The sequence below is a fragment of the Rheinheimera sp. MMS21-TC3 genome (assembly GCF_032229285.1).
Lineage (GTDB): Bacteria > Pseudomonadota > Gammaproteobacteria > Enterobacterales > Alteromonadaceae > Alishewanella.
In genome coordinates this window covers 2,543,369-2,559,653 of sequence record NZ_CP135084.1, presented here as the reverse complement: position 1 = coordinate 2,559,653, position 16,285 = coordinate 2,543,369, and the positions used below count along the sequence as shown (strand labels likewise).

Genomic DNA, 16,285 nt, shown 5'->3' with positions numbered 1-16,285 from the left:
TAGAAAATGAGTAGCTAGTAAAAACCAGAAGTCCCAGCAAAAGTTTCGGGACTTCTGCTGTTGGCAATGTTAAAATTTTGCCACTTTTTTCGCCTGATAGGATTTAAATAAAGATCCTGTCAGTAACCCGACCCGATAAAGAAAGGTAATACGATGAGCAACGAAATTAAAACCCAAGTTGTGGTGCTAGGCGCAGGTCCTGGCGGTTACTCTGCTGCATTTCGTGCAGCAGACTTAGGTCTGGAAGTCACCTTAGTTGAAGCCCGTAGCACCTTAGGTGGTGTCTGCTTAAACGTAGGCTGTATTCCTTCTAAAGCATTATTACACGTTGCTAAAGTGATTGATGATGCCCGTGAAATGGCGTCACACGGTGTTACTTTTGGTGCACCAGAAATTGATTTAGATAAAATTCGCAGCTGGAAAGACAAAGTGGTTTCTCAATTAACCACAGGTTTAGCTGGCATGTCGAAAATGCGTAAAGTTAAAGTAGTTAATGGCTACGGTAAATTTACTGGTGCTAACACCTTACAAGTTGGCGATACTACTATTACCTTTGAACACGCTATTATCGCAGCAGGTTCAGAGCCAGTTTCTCTACCATTTATTCCAGAAAATGACGACCGCATAATCGACTCAACAGGCGCCTTAGAATTAAAAGATATTCCAGGCGAAATGTTAGTCTTAGGTGGCGGTATCATAGGTTTAGAAATGGGTACTGTTTACCGTGCCTTAGGTTCTAAAGTATCAGTAGTAGAATTTGCTGATCAATTAGTGCCAGCAGCAGATGCTGACTTAGTAAAAACTTATACTAAGTACAACAAAAAGAACTTCAACATTATGCTATCAACTAAAGTTGTTGGCGTAGAAGCCAAAGATGATGGCTTATATGTGACTTTCGAAGGTAAAAACGCGCCAGAAACAGCGGTACGTTACGACAAGATTTTAGTGGCTGTTGGCCGTAAGCCAAATGGTAACTTATTAGACGTAACTAAAGCCGGTGTAAATGTTGATGAGCGTGGCTTTATTAATGTTGATAAGCAATTAAAAACTAACGTTGACCACATCTATGCCATTGGTGATGTCATTGGGCAGCCAATGTTAGCGCATAAAGCGGTTCATGAAGGCCATGTTGCGGCTGAGGTTATCTCAGGTAAGAAACATTACTTCGATCCGCGCTGCATTCCTTCAGTTGCCTACACAGATCCAGAAATGGCTTGGACAGGCTTAACTGAAAAAGAAGCAAAAGAGCAAGGTATTCAAATTGAAACAGCTACTTTCCCTTGGGCTGCATCAGGCCGTGCTATTGCCTCTTCACGTACTGAAGGCTTTACCAAATTAATTTTTGATAAAGCAACTCACCGTATATTAGGTGGTGCTATGGTTGGTATCAACGCCGGTGAAATGCTAGGTGAAATTTGTTTAGCTGTTGAAATGGGTGCAGACGCAGAAGATATAGCGTTAACTATCCATGCTCACCCAACGTTAAACGAGTCTATCGGTATGGCTGCAGAAATATACGAAGGTACTATTACTGATCTGCCAAACCCAAAAGCCAAGAAAAAGTAATTTTTCAGCTTAAATAAAAAAGGCCGCTATTGCGGCCTTTTGCTTTTGTATCAAGGAGAAATGATACTTATGTAATGAGTTTTGGTGTTGTAAAATTTTTTAAGAAACTATTTGTTCAGCATGATAACTAGGTTGTGTTGTATTGCTGATATTTTTAGTTCTAGTAATTTCTGCAATAACAAAGCGCATTTCGCTACCTAATACTTTAACTTGCACTTCATCACCTGCGTCCTTACCTAATAAGGCTTGGCCAAGTGGTGATAATACTGATAACTCACCTTGTTTAAGGTTGGCATCAGGGCTAGCAACTAAGGTTAACCAGCTTTTACTTTGTTCTTGTTCTGATTCTAAATAAACAGCGGTGCCTAAACTTACTTTTAATGGTTTTAGGCTATCCTGATTGCTGGCTTGGGGTTCATCTAATTGCTGCATAGTATTGTGCAACATTAGTGGTGTTAACGGCACTAAAGCTGACATTAATAAATAACGACGAGTTTTAACGCTTACAGATTTTAAGAAAGAAGAAATTTTATTTAATAACATATAGCCTCCAGAGCATGTGTAATTGGAACATGGTTAGATAACAGTGTGGCTAAATAGACCCAGTTACGGTTTAACGTAGCTGGTTTAAAACGATGAGACGATAGAAAGAAATAAAGCTAATTTTTAGTTGGCTATAGGCTACGTCTCGCTGTGTTGCTACTGAGTCACTGTTAGACCTATTATAACTAAAGTCGTAATTAAAAGCAACAAATTATAGAGTTAGCTTGTTATTACAGCTATTTGATTCAATTAATACCATCAAAGGCTAATTTATTTCTGTTTTGTTCGCTAGATTGTACAGAAAGTGAGCCTGAGGCTGCTTTGGAAGCACATTTAAGCTAAATGTCAGTATTAAGTCTGAATCTAGCCTGAAGTCAACCTGAGTCTGTGTCATAATAAACAACAAAAATTTAGCCTGATTTTGTTTATAGGTGCCTATGAAACAACCGCAAGCCATAACTTCTATATTGCAACAATTACTCCAGCAGTGCCAACCTTTGTATAGTGAAGGTAAGGTGGCTGATTATATTCCCGCTTTAGCGCAAGTTGAACCAAGCTCTGCAGCCATAGCGGTAGCAACCATTGACGGACAAATACACAGCGCAGGGGCAGCAGAGCAAAGCTTTTCATTACAAAGTGTGTCGAAAGTATTTGGCTTAGTGATGGCAATGAATAGACTTGGTGATGATTTATGGCAGCGAGTTAACATGGAGCCATCAGGGCAGCCATTTAATTCTATTGTTCAGTTGGAATGGGAAAAAGGTATTCCGCGTAATCCTGTAATTAATGCTGGTGCTATATTAGTTGCTGATGTTTTGGTAAGCCATTACTCGGCAAGTAAAAGTGCTTTTTTAACTTTTATCCGTCGTTTAGCCGGTGATGAAAATATCTATGCCGATCAAAAGGTTTATTTATCAGAGCTTGAGCATGGTAATCGCAATGCGGCGCTTGCTTACTTAATGAAAAGCTTTAGCAATATTGAAGCTGAAGTGCCAGATGTATTAGCACATTATTTTCATCAATGTGCTACGGCAATTAATTGTCAGCAATTAGCCAAATCATTATTGTTTTTAGCAAACCGTGGCATACAGCCGCATAGTAACGAGCAAATTTGTAGTCGCCGCGACGCCCACCGAGTTAATGCAATTTTATCCACTAGCGGCATGTATGACCAATCAGGTGAATTTGCCTTTAAAGTAGGCTTGCCAGCTAAAAGTGGTGTAGGCGGGGCCATTGTTGCTATAGTGCCGCAGTTTGGGGTTATTTCAGCATGGAACCCAGCATTAAACTCTTTTGGCAACTCTGTTGTTGGCATGCAACTAATTAGCTTATTTGCTGAAGAATTAGGTTTGTCATTGTTTTAACCTTTAGCGGTAATCATTTATTGTCATGATTACCGCGAATTGGCTGTAGAGTATTAAAGCTTTATCACTTTAGGCTATATTGATCACGATAACTCTATTTACGGTTATAAAATTGTGCCTAGCGAAGATTTATCGCCAGAAAAAAGTGATGCTTATGAATTAGGTATTAGAGGGCAATTAGACGATTTTATATTCAGTGCAGCGATTTATTACAATCAATACGATCAGTTTTTATCTACCGCCTTAATTGATATTGAAAGCATTAGTAATCCTTATACAGGGGAAGAAAGCCAAGTGTTAGTGTATCAATACCAAAATATAGATGCAGTGACAACAAAGGGTATAGAAGCTTCTGTTCGCTATCATGTAAATGATGCGTGGTCATTTTTTGCAAATGCGGCATATCAAGATGGTAAAAATGATGAAACCGGTGATTATATAACGAGTATCGCGCCATTATCTGGTGTGACAGGGCTTAGCTTTGAGCTGGAAAATTTTTCCAGCGAATTAATTGTTAATTGGGCCAAGCGGATGGATAAAGTTAATCCTGATAATATTGAAATTGCTGGTTATGGCAGCTTAGACTTAATAGCTAGTTATGAGTTTACCGATAACTTTAGAATGAATTTATCAGCAACTAACCTAACAGATAAAAAATATGTACGTTATCTTAACGGAGCAGGCCATGCAGACAGGTCTAGTTTAAATAAAATAACCGAGCCTAGCCGAACTATATCAGCAAATATGCATTATAGCTTTTAAACCCCTATTTTAATAAAGGTGTCAGAGTCAATTAACCCAGCAGTTAATTGACTCTGACACCTTTATTATTTGTATTATAACTTGTTACAACTTAACTGCGAAATAACTGTTAAAGGCGTTTGGCATCAAAGCTAGCACAGGTTAGTATAGGGAGATTTTGTGATATAACTGGTATAAAAACAGGATAATCGGAATGAAAAAAACTACCTTAGTTGCAGCTTCTGTTGCTTTAGCGCTGGGCTTAACCGCTTGTGGTGAGCAAGAAGCCACAACAGCTAAAGCGCCAACTCAGCAACAAACTGCTGCAGCCACTACTACAGCCCCTTTAGTCTCTGGCGTAGAGCAGCAATACTTTGATCCAGCCGTTAAGTTTAGTGAAGACTTTTTCTTAGCTGTTAATGGTAAATGGTTGGCAGAAACTGAAATTCCAGCAGATAAATCTTCTTATGGTTCTTTTAATATCTTGCGTGATAACTCTCAGCACGCTGTGATGGACATTATTAATGAAGTCTCTGCTCGCACCGATTTAGTGCCAGGCTCAGATGAGCAAAAACTAGGTGACTTTTATAAAAGCTATATGAATGAAGCTAAAGTAGAAAGCCTAGGCTTTACACCATTACAACCGCAATTAGATGCAGTAGCAGCTTTAAAAGATAAAGCAGAATTACCAGCATTATTTGCTAAGTTACAGCGTGATGGCATTTCTATTCCTTTTGGTTGGTTTGTTAATAACGATGCCAAAAACTCTAGCCAATACGCTGTTTATATCAGCCAATCAGGCTTAGGCTTACCTGATCGCGATTTTTATTTTAAAGATGATGAAGCCGGTAAAAAGCTAATAGCAGAATATAAAGCTTACTTAACTGATATGTTTAGTCTAGCTGGCAATAAAGATGCAGCTGCGGCTGCAGAGCGGGTGTTTAAGCTGGAAAAGGCCTTAGCCGAGCACCATTGGACCCGAGTAGAAAACCGTAACGCGGATAACACCTACAATAAAATGGCTTTTGCTGAACTTGATCAAAAGATGGGTAAGTTTGATTGGTCGCAATTTGCTAAAGCCGTTAACTTAACTCAAGTTGACCAAATAATAGTCCGTCAACCAAGCTATTTTAGTGGTTTTGCTAAAGTGCTAGCGGCAAGTGATCTTGCCAGCTGGCAAGATTACTTAACCATGAAAACCATTAGTGGTTATGCCAGCAGACTAAGCAGCAACTTTGCTGATCGTCAATTCGCTTTTTATGGCACTGTTTTAAATGGTACTAAAGAGCAACAACCACGTTGGAAGCAAGCGGTTGACGCTTCAGATCGGGTATTAGGTGAATTAACCGGTAAACTTTATGTCGAGCGCCACTTTGCACCAGAAGCCAAAGCGCGGATGGAAAAGCTAGTTGATAACTTAATCAAAGCTTATGCCGTTGCTATTGACGAACTAGAGTGGATGACTCCAGATACCAAAACAGCAGCTCATGCTAAGTTAGATGCCTTTACTGCTAAAATTGGTTACCCAGACGAGTGGAAAGATTACTCTAAGCTAGAAATTAAAGCAGATGACTTAGTGGGTAACTTTATCCGTGCTAGCCATTTTGGTTATGCAGAAATGCTAGCTAAGTTAGGTAAGCCAATTGATAAAGGTGAATGGCATATGACGCCACAAACCGTTAACGCTTACTTTAATCCAGTAAATAACGAAATTGTGTTCCCTGCAGCAATTTTACAGCCACCTTTCTTTAATATGGAAGCAGATGACGCTGTAAACTATGGTGGTATTGGCGCAGTTATCGGCCACGAATTAGGCCATGGTTTTGACGACCAAGGTGCTAAGTACGATGGTAACGGTAACCTACGCAACTGGTGGACTGAAGAAGATAAAACCCAGTTCCAAAAGCGTGGCGCTATGTTAAGTGCACACTACAGCCAGTATGAACCGCTTGAAGGTCATAAAGTAAATGGTGATTTAACCTTAGGCGAAAACATCGGTGACTTAGGTGGCTTAACAGTAGCCTTAAAAGCTTATGAGCTATCATTAAATGGTCAAGACGCACCAGTGATGGATGGTTTTACTGGCATGCAGCGAGTATTTATAAGCTGGGCTCAGGTATGGCGTGCTAAATACCGTGACGAAGCCTTAATCCAACGTTTAGCCACAGATCCACATTCACCGCCATATATCCGGGTTATTGGTTTATTACCAAATATTCCTCAGTTCTATGAAGCCTTTGATATTAAAGAAGGTGATGCCATGTATTTAGCCCCAGAAAAGCGGGTTAAGATTTGGTAAGCTAAATCTGGTATACTACAAAGGCTGAGCATTATAAGTGCTTAGCCTTTTTTTATTTGCCACATTCATCAAATTTATACCCACTATAAGTCTGGGAGTTGGTCGGCTAATGTCAATTTGGCCTAAATTTTCTTATAATTCAACCCATTCAGTCTAGTGAATAATGTTGCAGCAGTATGGCTGCAATTAACGACCAAGAGGAGCCAAATAGTGCTACAACAATATCGCGAACATGTGGCCGAGCGCGCAGCGCAAGGTATACCAGCAAAGCCGCTCAATGCAGAGCAAGTTGCTGCTTTAGTAGAATTAATTAAAAACCCACCTCAAGGTGAAGAAGAAACTTTATTAGATTTATTAATTAACCGTGTCCCACCAGGGGTAGACGAAGCCGCTTATGTTAAAGCGGGCTTTTTAGCTGCAGTAGCAAAAAGTGAAATTAGCTGCGGCTTAATCAGTGCCGAGCGTGCTACTGAGCTGTTAGGTACTATGATGGGTGGTTATAATATCCAGCCATTAATTAGCTTATTAGATGACAAAACCTTAGCGCCAGTTGCGGCTAAAGCTTTATCGCATACTTTACTTATTTTCGATGCTTTTCATGATGTTACCGAAAAAGCAAAAGCTGGCAATGACTATGCTAAGCAAGTAGTACAAAGCTGGGCAGATGCCGAGTGGTTTGAAGCCAAAGCACCTTTAGCTGAAAAAATTACTGTAACCGTATTTAAAGTATCAGGCGAAACTAATACTGACGATTTATCACCAGCACCAGATGCTTGGTCACGTCCTGATATCCCTTTGCATGCGTTAGCTATGTTAAAAAATGCTCGCGAAGGCATTACACCAGACGAGCCGGGTACCTTAGGCCCAATTAAGCAAATTGAAGAATTAAACAAAAAAGGTCATCCTTTAGCTTATGTTGGTGATGTTGTAGGTACAGGTTCATCACGTAAATCTGCTACTAACTCAGTGTTATGGTTTATGGGCGACGATATTCCATACGTGCCAAACAAGCGCGGTGGTGGTTTTGTGTTAGGGGGCAAAATTGCTCCTATCTTCTTTAACACTATGGAAGACTCAGGCGCCTTACCTATCGAAGTTGATGTTAGCAACTTAGAGATGGGTGATGTTATTGATATACTGCCATTTGAGGGCAAAATTGTTCGTCATGGCACTGATGAAGTATTAGCTGAATTTGAATTAGCGACAGACGTATTAATTGATGAAGTGCGCGCCGGTGGCCGTATTCCATTAATCATCGGTCGTGGTTTAACCGACCGTGCTCGTGAGTTCTTAGGTCAGGGCCCGTCAGAAAAATTCCGTCGTCCACTGCCTAAAGTCGACTCAGGCAAAGGTTATACCTTAGCGCAAAAAATGGTTGGTAAAGCTTGTGGTGTTGCAGGTATTCGCCCAGGCACTTACTGTGAACCAAAAATGACCACAGTAGGATCGCAAGATACCACAGGGCCAATGACTCGTGACGAATTAAAAGACTTAGCCTGTTTAGGCTTTACTGCAGACTTAACAATGCAGTCTTTCTGTCACACTGCGGCTTATCCTAAGCCAGTAGACGTTGATACCCATCACTCATTACCAGACTTTATTATGAACCGTGGTGGTGTGTCATTACGCCCAGGCGACGGTATTATTCACAGCTGGTTAAACCGGATGTTGCTACCTGATACCGTAGGTACTGGTGGTGATTCACACACCCGTTTCCCAATTGGTATTTCATTCCCAGCAGGTTCAGGCTTAGTTGCCTTTGCTGCAGCAACGGGTGTTATGCCACTAGATATGCCAGAGTCGATATTAGTTCGCTTTAAAGGTGAAATGCAACCAGGTATTACGCTGCGCGATTTAGTACATGCAATCCCTTATGTTGCTATCCAAAAAGGCTTATTAACAGTAGATAAAAAAGGCAAGAAGAATGCGTTCTCTGGCCGCATATTAGAAATTGAAGGCTTACCACACTTAACGGTTGAGCAAGCATTCGAATTATCTGATGCCTCTGCTGAGCGCTCTGCTGCTGGTTGTACTATTAAGCTGTCACAAGAATCTATTGCTGAATATCTAGAATCTAACATAGTAATGTTAAAGTGGATGATCAGTGAAGGTTACGGTGATGTGCGGACTATCGAGCGTCGTATTATCGCGATGAAAGAATGGTTAGCTAAGCCAGAATTAATGTCTGCTGATGCTGATGCCGAGTATGCAGAAGTGATCGAGATTGATTTAGCCGAAATTAAAGAGCCAGTATTATGTGCGCCAAATGATCCAGATGATGCGCGTTTATTATCTGAAGTAGCTGGTGATAAAATTGATGAAGTCTTTATTGGTTCTTGTATGACTAATATTGGTCACTTCCGTGCTGCGGGTAAATTATTGGATAAGTATAAAGGCCAATTACCAACCCGGTTATGGATAGCGCCACCCACTAAGATGGACCAAGCGCAATTAACGGACGAAGGCTATTACAGCATCTTTGGTAAAGTAGGTGCTCGCACTGAGATGCCTGGCTGTTCACTGTGTATGGGTAACCAAGCACGGGTAGCAGAAAACTCAACCGTAGTGTCTACGTCAACGCGTAACTTCCCTAATCGTTTAGGCCAAGGTGCTAATGTTTACTTAGCTTCAGCTGAGCTAGCGGCGGTTGCATCTATCATTGGTAAATTACCAACAGTGGCTGAATACTTAGAGTATGCAGCACAAATTGATGCTACAGCGGCCGACACTTACCGTTACTTGAACTTCCATAAAATGCCTGAATACACTAAAAAGGCAGATAATGTGATTATTCAGACTGCGGTGTAATAATTAGGCAGTATTGTTATAAAGCTTTTGCTAAAAAGGCCTGTATTTACAGGCCTTTTTGTTTTTTGTTAACCTAGCTGAGCTATAGTGTTTAATATTCAGGTTCAATGCCTAGCTTGTCCATTGAACTCAGTTGCATTAGCTGCGACAATCAACTTAAGAACAGGGTGTTTAATGAGATTATAGTGTCTATACTCAAGCAACTAGTACTAGGAAGTCTACTTAGCTTAATACCACTTTTTGCATTAGCTACCGAGCTTAGTTTTAGTGAATACACTAAGTTAGGCAAAAAAGATCCACAGGTACTAATCACCCTTTTAACCGATAATAAACCGGCTGCTACCCAGCTTGAACCGGCTGATTACTATTTATTACTCAGCCGTGCTTACAATAGCTTATCGCATTCACAGCAGGCCATTAGTTATGCCGAACAAGGTTTAAATCTACCTAAATTACAATCAATTAATCCCTTACGGTATCATCAATTACAGCTGGTAAGAGCCCTAGCTTATGATAACGAAGGCGTGCCTGGTAAAGCTTTAACCGAAGTAGAGCAGGCCATAGAATGGGCAGAATTAAAGCAAGAAGCTAATTTAAAGCTATCTGCTTTAGTGACAAGGGGCACACTTAATATTAGTTTAGTTAACTATACCGGTGCCCTAACTGATTTAAATCTAGCCTATCAGTTAGCTGCGCAGAGCAATAATGCCGATGTCCATCCGGCCGAAGTAGCGGGGTTAATCGCTTTGGTCTACGAATATCGGCGTGAGGATAGTTTGGCTATTCCATACTTCACTGAGGTGGCTAATTATCAGCGCAGTCAGCAAAACTGGCTAGAGTTAAGTATTGCTTTATACGGTTTAGGCCGAGCAGAAAAAAACATAGGCAATCATGAAGTAGGCTTAAACTTGCTTACAGAGTCGGCAACCTTGGCGCAGCAAGTCGATGATTGGCAAGGCGTAGCTTATGCCGAAAAAGAAATTGCCGGTATCGATATAGCCCTCGGCAACTTTGAACAGGCTAAGCAACGTTTTAATAGTGCCTTAACTATTTTTGCCAAAGCTAATAATCCTTATATGCAGCTCGATGTTAACCTTAGTTTGGCAAAGCTAGCAATTAGCCAACAAGATATAGCCTTAGCCGAGCAGCACCTGCAACAAGCCGAACACTTTGTCGATAAAGACACTATGCCCATTCAGGCCTTAGCTATTGATAGCAGTAGGGCAACTGTATTGGCGCAACAGGGCCAGTACCAACAAGCTTATCAATTGCTATTGCAGGTGCAACAAAAAAAGCAGCAATTAGATAAGCAACAAAGCAGCCAAGCCTTACATCAGCTGCGTATTATGTATGACTTAGAGGCTAAGCAAGTTGAAAATAAGCTGCTAGAGCAAAAAAATGCCTTACATACTTTAATGATAAACAGCCAAAAGCAACGTTATATGTTTTTGCTGGGGGTATTATTGCTTAGCTTTGCCATCATAGTATTATTAGTAGTGCTATATTATCGTGGTCGCAAACATCAGCAGCGGCTAGAGCAACTGGCCGATACCGACGGCTTAACTGCTGTTTATAATAGACGCAAAGTTATGCAGCTATTTCAACAGCAATATGCCCAAGCCGAGCGCTACAATTTAGATTTAAGCATTGCCATTTTAGATCTAGATTGGTTTAAACAAATTAACGATACTTTTGGTCATCAAACGGGTGACGAAGTGCTCTGGCGCTTTGCGGCTGTATGTCGCCAACAATTACGTAAAACCGATATTATCGGCCGTATAGGTGGCGAGGAGTTTTTAATTATCTTCCCATCCACTTGTGTCGCCGCCGCCGAGCAATTAGCCAACCGGCTTTGTATAAAAGCCCGAGATCTAGAGTTAGCACTAAATAAGCCTGGTTTAATGGTGTCGGTATCTATAGGTGTAGCGGCAAATAATCAGCGTTTTTCCGCTAATGAATGTATAGCCGCCGCCGATGAAGCTTTATATGTGGCTAAAAAATCGGGGCGCAATCGGGTGCAAAGGGCCAAAAGTCCACTGCTAATCGAGTAAAACGGCTTAGCAATAGGTTATACTCAGCGCCTAGCAAATCAATAGGCAACTGACTTGGAATACGACTTTACTTACCAGCGTGATACTGGGCAATATGGCTTAGTGTTAGCGCCAGAATATCAAATATTAGCTAATTTTTTATTAGAAGAGTTTGCCGCTGATGCCACGGCTGTAGTGCAATTAATCCAACAGCTTAAGGCGCTTACGCCTTTTAATGACTGGCGCTACCAAGGCAAAGAATTTGTTTTAGATGTGCAGCAGCTTGAGGTTATGCTGCAGCACAATAGTCTTTTGCATGATCATAATTCGACAACAGAGCAACAACTGTTGCTAGAAGAACAACTGCAACTTGATGAACATGGCTTAAGTTGTCACTGCGGTTTAGAAGACTTGCTTAAACTGTTGCAAGATTGGCAGCAGTTTATTGCGGTTTAATTACTTTAAAGTCGCTAATTTGCCAGCGCTGCATTTCATACAAACGCGAAGTACAGCGCTCAAAAGCAAAGGCTAATTGTTTGGCTTGGTATAAATCAGCAATATCAACCTCAGCATTAATTAGCAATAAGCAGCCTTTGTCGTAGCATTCATCCACCAAAGCAATAAAGCGCCGCGCTTCATCATCCATTTTGCTAACATAATATTCTTTATGCTCACGCTGATATTGATCTTCAACGCCGTGTACTATGGCTTTTTCGGCTAAATAGCTAAATTGTGGCACCTGATCAACGGCTATAGCTTGGTATTTGGCAGCTAACTGCATATAGTCTAATTGGCTACGTGGGCTATAACATAAGGCCTTAAAATCAAAGCCAATTACTTTATCATTGCGCCATAAGCAGGCAATGCTCCGTTGTAGTACTAACACTTGCTGACAGCTTGGTGCTGGGCCAAATAATTGCTGACTAAGTTGTTTTAATTCAGTCTGACTAGCTTGCTGTAAATAATAAGGTTTAGCCGTATTGTCTAAGCGGCGATAATCTATACCGCTATCTAAACTAAACAACAAACAATGCTGCTCTAGTAAATCTATAGTAGGCAAAAAGCGCTGGCGTTGTAAGCCATCTAAATATAACTGCTTAGGCGGGGCATTAGAGGTAGTAACTAGCAGTACGCCTTTATTAAACAAAGCCTGCCATAAGGTACCAAGCAACATAGCATCGCCAATATCATTAACAAAGAACTCATCAAAACACAAAACTTTGTATTGTTTAGCCCAGTTAGCGGCAACTGTATCTAACGGATCCTCTTGGCCAGTTAACTGGTTTAGTTCTTTATGCACCCTGGCCATAAAGTGATGAAAATGTAGCCGTACTTTTTGCTTAATGGACAGTTTTTGAAAAAAACTATCCATCAGCATAGTTTTACCCCGGCCAACAGGGCCAAATATATAGATCCCTTGGCTGGGTGTTATGCCGCTATTTAATTGTTTAGCTAGCTGCTCTAGCTGTAAAACCAATTGATACTGAGCTTCATCATAACGTAAGTTTGAGCTTTCAACTTGTTGTTGATACTGGGCTAACACAAAAAAGGCCACTCCATTAAAAGCGCTTGTGTAATGGGCGATATCTTAACATAAAGCTAAAAGTTAAGCTTAGGTTTGGCAGCTAGCTTATAAGCTAAGCTTTTGGATTTTAGGGTTATTAAGCTGATGATGGCTAACTATAATTAACAAACCTTGTTGTTGCTGTTGGATTAAAGCCGCTAAAACTTGCTGCCTAGTAGCTGTATCTAAACCCGCAAAAGGCTCATCTAACAATAAAATAGGCCGCTTGGTTAGTAGCAAACGAGCTAAAGCAATTCGCCTAGCTTGACCGCCCGATACCTGACGGCCATATTCACCCAAAGCCGTATTAAGTTGCTCTGGCTGCGCCGTCGCCCAATCGCTTAAATTAACTTGGGCTAATACTTGCCATAATTGCTCATCAGTAGCTTCAGGATCAGCTAAGCGTAAATTCTGGGCTAGGCTAAGATCAAAAATATCTAATTGCTGCGGTAAATAGCCAATAACATCTTGTAATTGCCAAGCGCTTAAAGGCTGATTATTTAATAACAACTGACCAGTATAATTAAGCTGATTAGCTAACACTTGCAGCAAAGTCGACTTACCGCAACCCGACAAACCACTAATATGCAACACTTGGCCGCTACTGAGGTTAAAGCTAATGTTGTCAGGGCCAGTTAAAGCGCCGTTTTGCCTAGCAGTAATATGTTTAGCCGTTAATTGCCAGGGCCCTGTTGGTAGCACTGCACCTTGGCTAGCTAAGGGCTGCTCGGCCAGTTGGTTTACTCTATCGCGCGCCGCTATACTTAACCCCAAAGCAATAAAGCTTTGGCATAACGGCGTTAAGGCTTCACTTAGCGCCCATAAGGCTAATAATGCTGCTAACAATAAGGGCACTGTTAGTTTAGCAGCAGCCACTAATATTATGCCTTGCCACAACAGCACAACCAAGGTTATCGCCAGCAGTAACTGTTGCATTAAACTAGCTAAACTACTTAGCTGTTGTTGTTTTAGCTGCAGAGCTAAGTACTGATTATCGGTAGCATTAAAACGCGCAGCTGCATTATCCCAGCGCTGCCACAGTAACAGTGGCGTTAGCATGGCTAAAGGCTCTAGCAATTGCTGGCGCCTTATACCGGCTAAGTCAGTATCTTGCTTGGCCAGCTTAATGCCTGCCATCAACGTGGCCAGTGGGACAACAAGCCAAGCTAAGACTAAAGGCAAAACGGCATAAAAGGCTAAGCTAGGCGCTAATAAGTACCAAAACAGCAAAACTAATAAACTAAGTAAGCTAGCCCATAACCAAGGCGCAATTACTTTAAGTGGCAATAAATCTAATAAGTCGATATCAGCCACTAAGCGCTGCAGCAATTGCGCTGAACCACGTTGTTGTGGCTTTTGCTTAGCCAAAGTAGCAAAGCTTTTTACCCGCAAATCTTTAAGTAAACCCAGCGCTGCATAATGTGAGGTTAAACGCTCAGCATAGCGCCCAGCAGTGCGGCCAATAGCACAAAGCCGAATAATGGCCGCTGGCCTAAAGTAGTCAAAGCCATAAGCTGCAACACTGGCTAAACCGGCTAAGGCAGCAGCACTGATAAACCAGCCAGATAATGCCAATAAAGTAGTGCCCGCTAAAAGAGTAATAAAACCTAACAAGATCGCCAGAGACCAGTTAGCAGCACGACCTTGTAAAATAGTTCGCAGTTTAATTAAGCTAGGCTTAGCGTTGGTTTTAGCTTGTTTCATGGCCCACCTTCTGCTTAGCCTGCTGGATAGGATTTATCGGCATGTCTAATAGGGCGTCGGCCCAGTCTAAGCCCTCGCTATTATGGCTAACTAAAATTAAGGTTTTGCCTTGGCTTAACTTACCTAATAACTGGTGAATACGCAGGGCCGTTGCAGAGTCTAAATGGGCGCTAGGTTCATCTAACAGCCACAACCAAGCTTGGCGCAACAACAACTGAGCAATAGCTAAACGTTGCAACTGGCCACCAGATAAACCGAAACCGCGCTCACCTAGTGGCGTGGCCAACTGTAATGGCAGTTGCTGAATAAGTGGCCATAACTCAACTTGCTTTAATACAGCTATTAGCTCGGCGTCAGTGGCTTCAGACGCAGCTAAGCGCAAATTATCAGCAATACTAGCCGCCATAATGGCACTACTTTGGCCTAAATAGCCAAGTTGTTGTTGCCAGTGCGAGCGGTCTAATAGCTTTAAATCCTGCTGGTTAATTAAAATCTGCCCTTGGTATTGATTAAAGCCAAGCAAGCTTTCTAATAAAGTCGATTTACCACAACCGCTAGCGCCTTGTATAACAAGGCGCTGGCCAGCGTTAATAGTAAGCTTAGCTAAGTTAAGCCTAGCTCTATCTTGCTCGCCCAACACTATTAAATTACTAATATCTATACTAGGCGCTTGGGTTAACGTAAGTAATTGCTTACCACTATGCTGCCAAACACTGCGCTTAAGCAGCGGCGCTAGCTCGTCAACTGCCGCTAAGGCTTGGGCTTTAGCATGGTAGTCGCTGCCAAGTTGGCGCAGGGGGGCATAAAACTCAGGGGCTAATAACAAAATAAATAAAGCACCTTGATAGGGCACGGGGATCTCAGCTTTGGCCCAAGGTAAAATACCTAACAAGCCTAAACCAAGATAAAGCGCCAATAAGGCAATGGCTAGTGAGGCAAAAAACTCTAATACCGCAGTTGATAAAAAGGCTAAGCGCAATACTTTCATACTGCTACTACGATAACGTTCAGCGGCGTTGGCTACGCTATTAGTCGCTCTGGTTGTTGCTTGCAAATGTTGCAAAGTGGCCATGCCGCGCATTAAATCTAAAAACCGGCTGCTCATGCGGCTTAACACTTGCAATTGTTGCTGGCTGGCGCTGGTAGCGGCATTGCCAAGTAACACCATAAATACGGGCACTAAGGGCGCGGTAATAAGTAATAACACTGCCGCTAATTTGCTGTAATACAAAATAGCTATAAACAGTAAAACCGGCGTAATTAACACTAAATAACGCTGCACATAATAGCGACTGATAAAACCATCTAAAGCATCAACATGCTCTAATACTTGGCTGGCAATACTGCCATCTGCACCATAACGGCTTTTTGCTGTGCCGCTACTAGCAAGAGTAGCTAGTAATTGCTGGCGCAATGAGGCCCTACAGCGCTGGCTGGCTAATAAGCTTAATTGTTCGCGGCCATAATGTAATAGAGGCCGCATAAATAAACAGAATAAAAGCCAAGGTAATAAGTGTAAAAGTTGCTGGGTAGTAATAGCTTGCTGCTGCAAGCTGCTAGTTAGCCATTGGCTAAATAACATTGCTAATAAATAGCATTGCCAAACAAATAGAGCAGCATGCAACACCGCAAGTAACAAAGCGGCTTGTAACAAACGTCGCTGCGG

11 protein-coding genes are annotated in these 16,285 nt (G+C 41.7%); 7 read left to right on the top strand and 4 right to left on the bottom strand.

Going from position 1 to position 16,285, the window contains the following annotated elements:
- The first annotated feature begins 153 nt into the window (after positions 1-153).
- Positions 154-1,566 (top strand): dihydrolipoyl dehydrogenase, encoded by a 1,413-nt coding sequence (lpdA, locus tag RDV63_RS12430; protein ID WP_313909813.1) that lies wholly within the window; start codon positions 154-156, stop codon positions 1,564-1,566.
- 99 nt (positions 1,567-1,665) lie between these two features.
- On the opposite strand, the gene RDV63_RS12425 is transcribed toward lpdA, so the two are convergent.
- Positions 1,666-2,109 (bottom strand): GreA/GreB family elongation factor, encoded by a 444-nt coding sequence (locus RDV63_RS12425; RefSeq protein ID WP_313909812.1) that lies wholly within the window; start codon positions 2,107-2,109, stop codon positions 1,666-1,668.
- Positions 2,110-2,546: 437 nt separating this feature from the next.
- On the opposite strand from RDV63_RS12425, the gene glsB reads away from it, so the two are divergent.
- The 6 genes from glsB to RDV63_RS12395 all read left to right on the top strand — a co-directional run bounded on the left by glsB (position 2,547) and on the right by RDV63_RS12395 (position 11,807).
- On the top strand, positions 2,547-3,473 hold the full coding sequence (gene glsB / locus RDV63_RS12420; protein WP_313909811.1) for a glutaminase B: 927 nt from the start codon (positions 2,547-2,549) through the stop codon (positions 3,471-3,473).
- 63 nt (positions 3,474-3,536) lie between these two features.
- Positions 3,537-4,235 (top strand): TonB-dependent receptor domain-containing protein, encoded by a 699-nt coding sequence (locus RDV63_RS12415; RefSeq protein WP_313910416.1) that lies wholly within the window; start codon positions 3,537-3,539, stop codon positions 4,233-4,235.
- Between the two features lie 193 nt (positions 4,236-4,428).
- On the top strand, positions 4,429-6,513 hold the full coding sequence (locus tag RDV63_RS12410) for a M13 family metallopeptidase (protein ID WP_313909810.1): 2,085 nt from the start codon (positions 4,429-4,431) through the stop codon (positions 6,511-6,513).
- A 210-nt stretch (positions 6,514-6,723) separates the two neighbouring features.
- On the top strand, positions 6,724-9,321 hold the full coding sequence (gene acnB, locus RDV63_RS12405) for a bifunctional aconitate hydratase 2/2-methylisocitrate dehydratase (RefSeq protein WP_313909809.1): 2,598 nt from the start codon (positions 6,724-6,726) through the stop codon (positions 9,319-9,321).
- A gap of 185 nt (positions 9,322-9,506) precedes the next feature.
- Complete coding sequence (locus RDV63_RS12400; protein WP_313909808.1) at positions 9,507-11,372, top strand: GGDEF domain-containing protein; 1,866 nt, start codon at positions 9,507-9,509, stop codon at positions 11,370-11,372.
- A gap of 54 nt (positions 11,373-11,426) precedes the next feature.
- Positions 11,427-11,807, top strand: a complete 381-nt coding sequence (locus tag RDV63_RS12395) for a YacL family protein (protein ID WP_313909807.1) — start codon at positions 11,427-11,429, stop codon at positions 11,805-11,807.
- On the opposite strand, the gene zapE is transcribed toward RDV63_RS12395, so the two are convergent.
- From zapE to cydD, 3 genes are all read right to left on the bottom strand, one after another.
- A complete protein-coding gene (zapE, locus tag RDV63_RS12390; RefSeq protein WP_313909806.1) occupies positions 11,794-12,894 on the bottom strand; it encodes a cell division protein ZapE in 1,101 nt (366 codons plus the stop codon). The genes RDV63_RS12395 and zapE overlap by 14 nt on opposite strands.
- A gap of 87 nt (positions 12,895-12,981) precedes the next feature.
- Positions 12,982-14,619 (bottom strand): amino acid ABC transporter ATP-binding/permease protein, encoded by a 1,638-nt coding sequence (locus tag RDV63_RS12385; RefSeq protein WP_313909805.1) that lies wholly within the window; start codon positions 14,617-14,619, stop codon positions 12,982-12,984.
- A complete protein-coding gene (cydD, locus tag RDV63_RS12380; protein ID WP_313909804.1) occupies positions 14,606-16,273 on the bottom strand; it encodes a thiol reductant ABC exporter subunit CydD in 1,668 nt (555 codons plus the stop codon). The genes RDV63_RS12385 and cydD overlap by 14 nt, the downstream gene beginning before the upstream one ends.
- Positions 16,274-16,285: the final 12 nt, after the last annotated feature.